Origin of the sequence: Flavobacterium sp. (genome assembly GCF_035760125.1) — a bacterium.
GTDB lineage: Bacteria > Bacteroidota > Bacteroidia > Flavobacteriales > Flavobacteriaceae > Flavobacterium.
In genome coordinates this window covers 1-5,307 of the sequence record NZ_DASTTN010000205.1, presented here as the reverse complement: position 1 = coordinate 5,307, position 5,307 = coordinate 1, and the positions used below count along the sequence as shown (strand labels likewise).

At 36.1% G+C, this 5,307-nt stretch carries 3 protein-coding genes; all 3 read right to left on the bottom strand.

All coding sequences use genetic code 11. The features are described 5' to 3' along the window. The coding region (locus tag VFS71_RS07655; RefSeq protein ID WP_326400337.1) for an FAD-binding and (Fe-S)-binding domain-containing protein at positions 1 to 2,032 on the bottom strand (2,032 nt) is incomplete at its 3' end. A 78-nt stretch (positions 2,033 to 2,110) separates the two neighbouring features. After that, positions 2,111 to 4,006 carry a phosphoglycerate dehydrogenase gene (gene serA, locus VFS71_RS07650; protein WP_326400336.1) on the bottom strand — a complete coding sequence of 632 codons (1,896 nt, stop codon included), beginning with the start codon at positions 4,004 to 4,006 and terminating at the stop codon, positions 2,111 to 2,113. Between the two features lie 328 nt (positions 4,007 to 4,334). Beyond that, positions 4,335 to 5,144, bottom strand: a complete 810-nt coding sequence (locus VFS71_RS07645; RefSeq protein WP_326400335.1) for a DUF1338 domain-containing protein — start codon at positions 5,142 to 5,144, stop codon at positions 4,335 to 4,337. Between the last annotated feature and the right edge of the window lie 163 nt (positions 5,145 to 5,307).

Sequence of the window (5,307 nt, the reverse complement as noted above, 5' to 3'; positions counted from 1 at the left end):
AAGCAAATAATTGGTTGATTTTTGGAGTGTTTCCAATTAATCTGGAGCGTAATTTTACTCCGTTTTTATCGTGGTATTGTTGTAAAGTTTCTGCTTTTAGCTTCGCCATATCCACATTCGATGGACATTCGGATTTACATCCTTTACAGCTCAAACATAAATCAAGCACTTCGAGTAAACCTTCATCGTCAAATTTATTTTCTTTGGTCGAATTGGTGATGGTTTCTCTCAATATGTTGGCTCTGGCGCGAGTGGTGTGTTTTTCATCACGGGTCGCCATATAACTTGGGCACATTGTACCGCCACTTTTCTCTGTTTTTCTACAATCTCCCGATCCGTTGCACATCTCGGCAGCACGCACAATTCCGTTATGCTCAGAGAAATCAAAATAGGTTTCCGGCATTGGAGTCTCTTGTCCAGGATTGTACCTTAGACTGCTATCCATTGGAGGTGTATTTACCACTTTCCCAGGATTAAATATGCCCCAAGGATCCCAAGTGTTTTTCACTTCGATAAACATTTGGTAGATTTCTTCTCCCAACATCAGCGGAATAAATTCGCCACGAAGTCTTCCGTCTCCGTGTTCCCCGCTTAATGAGCCTTTGTATTTTTTAACTAAGTGGGCAATATCGGTAGCAATGGTTCTAAAAAGGACTGTCCCTTCTTTGGTTTTTAGGTCAATTATTGGGCGAAGGTGTAATTCTCCTGTAGCAGCGTGGGCATAATGCACACAACTTAGATTTCGCTCTTTTAGAATCGCATTGAAATCTTCAATAAAATCAGGTAAATCATTTACGTCTACCGCTGTGTCTTCAATAACAGCAACCGCTTTGGCATCGCCTGGAATATTAGATAATAATCCCAATCCCGCTTTTCTCAGGTTCCAAACTTTATTAGTGTCTTCACCCCAAACAATCGGGAAGTGGTAACCAAGGTTTTTGGAACGCATCAGCTCTTCCATTTCTTTGGCGGCCTGAATAATTTCCTCTTTCGAATCTCTTAAAAATTCAACAACCAAAATTGCCTGTGGATCGCCTTCCACAAAAAATCTGTTTTTGCTTTGTTCGATATTTTCTTTGGTACATTCCAGGATATAATGATCGATTAACTCAACGCTATCCGGCTTGAATTTCAAGGCTTCTAAGTTGGCTTTCAATGATTCGTTGATGCTGTTGTGGTGTACGCAGACCAAACCTGCAAATGGTTTCAGTGTGTTAACTAAATTCAGTTTTATGGCTGTTGAAAAGAACAATGTTCCTTCGGATCCGGCGATTAATTTGCAAAAATTAAATTTTTCGGTCGGATCGCCAAAAGGCTGACTGTCTGCCAATAAATCTAATGCATATCCCGTGTTTCTTCTCGGAATTGATTTTTTCGGATAATTTTCGTCAAATAAAGCTCTGTTGGCCGGTGATGATAATAATTCTTTAGTTTGAACATAAATGTTTTGTTCCAAAGGGCTTACTACGTTTATTCCGTTGCATTTGTCTTCAAATTCGGCATTGGTTAAAGCACCAAAAGTAACTTCATTTCCATCTGCCAAAAAACCTTTGATTTCAAGTAAATGCTCACGGGTGGAGCCATAAATCACAGATCTTGCGCCACAAGCATTGTTACCCACCATTCCGCCAATCATACAGCGGTTACTGGTTGAGGTTTCCGGGCCAAAGAATAATTTATAGGATTTTAAATGTAAATTCAGTTCGTCACGAATCACTCCAGGTTCTACCCAAGCCGATTTTTCAACTGGATCAACCGAAAGGATTTTGGTAAATTCTTGTGAAATATCAACCACAATTCCATTCCCAACAACCTGTCCAGCAAGAGAAGTTCCGGCTGCACGAGGAATTACACTGCTCTTGTTTTCTCTGGCAAAAGCAATGATTTTTTGAATATCTTCCTTAGTTTTTGGAATGGCCACTGCCAACGGCATTTCTTTGTAAGCGCTTGCATCAGTGGCATAAAGTGTACGCATGGTGTGGTCGTACAATAATTTTCCATCTAATTGCTTTTCAAGACTTTCAAGGTTCATTTTGGTGATTTTTGATTTAAAATTTCAGCTTTTAGATTTCTTGTAATTTGAAGTCTAAAAGCTGAAATCTAAAATTATTTAGTATAGAATTCTATATCGAATGGTATTTGGAATCTTTTTCAATTTTTTCTCCAAATCTTTGTTGTGGAAATTATCAATATCGGTAATTACATACCCCAAAGTTTCATTGGTTTTCAGGTATTGCCCCAAAATATTATTGTCGTACTCTAAAAGTATATTGTTGATTTGTGCCAAAATACCTTTCACATTTTCATGGATATGCATGATACGGTGAGCGCTTTGAAGTTCAGGAAGCTGAATTTCAGGAAGGTTCACACTTCCATAAGTTGTACCGGTATTGATGTAATTAATTATTTTGTTGGCAACATAATGTCCAATGTCTTCTTGAGCTTCTTCGGTGCTTCCTCCAATGTGTGGAGTCAATATTACATTTGACATTCCTTGTAATTCGGATACAAATGGTTCGTCATTGTTTTTCGGTTCATATGGAAACACATCGATAGCAGCACCATGTATTTTACCGCTTTTCAAGTTGGCTACCAATGCATCAATATCTACGACATGTCCTCTGGAAAGATTTAGAAAGATTACGCCTGGCTTCATGTATTCAAAAGCATCGGCATCGATCAAGTTTTTATTGCTGGCGCGTCCGTCGACGTGTAAAGAAACGACATCCGAAAGGGCTAATAATTCTTTTAAAGAAGAACATTTTTTTGCATTTCCAAGGGCCAATCTATCAACGGCATCATAGAAATACACTTTCATTCCCAATGCTTCGGCTACGATAGAAAGTTGTGATCCGATACTTCCATATCCAACCAAACCTAATTTCTTACCACGTATTTCAACACTATTGGTGGCTGATTTGTCCCAAACACCTTCGTGCATCAATTTACTTTTTTCGAAAGTATTACGAACCAACATAATGATTTGTCCCAAAGCCAATTCCACAACAGATCTAGTATTGCTGTACGGCGCGTTGAAAACTGAAATACCTTTCATGCTACAAGCGTTCAAATCCACCTGATTGGTTCCAATACAGAATGTTCCAACCGCGTGCAGTTTATTGGCATGCTCCAAAACTTTCTCAGTAACGTGAGTTTTTGAACGAATTCCAAGTATTGAAACTCCTTTTATTTTTTCAATCAATTCGTCTTCAGACAAAGAACCCTTGATGGTTTCTACGTTATATCCTTCGTGTTCAAAGATTTTAACGGCATCTTGGTGAACGTTTTCCAATAACAAAACATTAATTCTGTTTTTTGGATATGAAACCGAAGCTTTATAGGATAGTTCATAAAGGATTTCGTCCAATGACGGAGCTATTTGACTAGCTTTTTCTACCACAATCTTGCGGCTTACATTTTCAGTAAAAGCAAAAAACTTACTTACTGCTCCACCCTCAAGGGTTTCATAGTCAGTATAACCATCTCCAATCATTATCGCTTCTCCTTGAAGGTTTAATGATTTGATTTTTTTTACTTTTCCTTGGTTTTCACACAATTCGTCTTTTTCATCAAAACCAATGATGTTTCCTTCGTGGTCAAATTTGAAAGTATTTGCCAAAACATGCTCCGGTTTAATACCATATTCCTGAACGATTGGGATGATAATTTCCTTAAAACCATTTGAAATGATATAAATGTTATCGGAGTGTTGTTTGAAAAAAGTTCTATTTCTAATTACTGAAGCTGTTACTTTCTTTTTTAATTCTTCAATTACAGTGCCTATATGGTCTCTATTGGCCTGTAATAATTGTATTCTTTGGGTCAAAGATTCTTTTAAGGACAATTTACCTTCCATTCCTAGGTCGGTTAATCGTTGAATTTCACTTAATATTTGAACCCCTGCGGCACTATCTTGGTAAATTACTTCACATAATACATCTAGTGCTTCGACTTTCATAAAAGTACTGTCAAAATCGAATATAAATGTTTCCTGATTTTCTGTCATCTTTTTTGTGTTTGTCACAAATAAAAATTATTTGTAAATTTTTTGCACAAAGATAAACCCTCGATTGTTATTCTGAAAATATATTGGTATAATACTAGCCAGTTTAACGATAATTGAGGTTATTGTTATAAATAGTCTTTTTGATTGTGTTTTGTTGCATTTAAACCTAGAAAATCAATTTTAAATTTTATTTTATTTATTTTGAAAAGTGTTTTTCATCATGGGTTTTCGCAATAAGAGCTTGATATTTCTTAAAAAAGACAATAACTTGCCATAATCCAACCCGAAAAACGGTGAATTTGGCAAGTTATTGAATTGTTTTTAGCTTCTAATTTTGCAATTTCACATCTGTGCTTTCAAAAATTTTATCGGCAGATGAAGCCACAAATCCTTGGTACAAATTACCGTCAGCCATGGCGTAACGTAATGCAAATTCATAATAGCAAGATGGGATTTCAAACGAACCTTCTTCAAAGTTGATGGTATGTAAATCAGCCAATGTACTGGATTGCTCTAAAAATTGCTCAGGAGTTCCTTTTATTTTTCCGCCAGAAGCGTTCAGTTTCCACCCGCTTTCTTCCAAGAAAGCATTCAATTCTTCCAATTTTTCAAAGTGTTTAAGCGCATTTACATTAATTGTAAAATGATTGGCGCGAAAACCATAGATATACATCCAAGCAGCATATTCCGATTCTTCCAAGAGTGATTTGTATATCGCCTGTGAATTTGATTTCCAAAAAGTGCTATTTAAAGCTAATTCAGGATGATTAAATTCGTTAGGGTCGCAATCATCCAGTAATTTTTTTACCGTTTTTTGTAATGATTCTGAACATTTTTCTAACTCTAATTCAGAGATAAAAATTCTCGGGGCATCTTTGTCTGTAGTATGTTCGTAGTGCTTAGCAAATAATTTTTTGGATTCAAAAACGTATTCACCACGAGCTTCATATCCAACGTTTAAGAAAATTTTTTCTAATACCGAGATGTTGACTCTTTTGTCATTGAAAGTACGAATCGCAATGTGATCGTTTAGAATCGTTTCGCCTTTTTCTTCTAATAAAGTGTGTATCTTTTTTGCAGATGGGGTTATTTCAGCATATTGTTCCCATAGTTTCGAAAGCAGTTGATTTTTGTCCATTTCTGTCTGTGTTTTTAAATTGTAAGAATGACACAAAACTAAATAGAAATCTGTCGAACTAACATTATGTTGATTCGATTATTTATAAATAGACACATTTGAATAAAAATTATGTAATTTTGACAGCAGTAAGCGCCATTTTTGCTTTAGAATTGTCAATGTT

Coding starts and splice junctions, on each gene's coding strand:
- serA (WP_326400336.1), bottom strand. CDS start 4,006: ATGACAGAAAATCAGGAAACATTTATATTCGATTTTGACAGTACTTTT.
- VFS71_RS07645 (WP_326400335.1), bottom strand. CDS start 5,144: ATGGACAAAAATCAACTGCTTTCGAAACTATGGGAACAATATGCTGAA.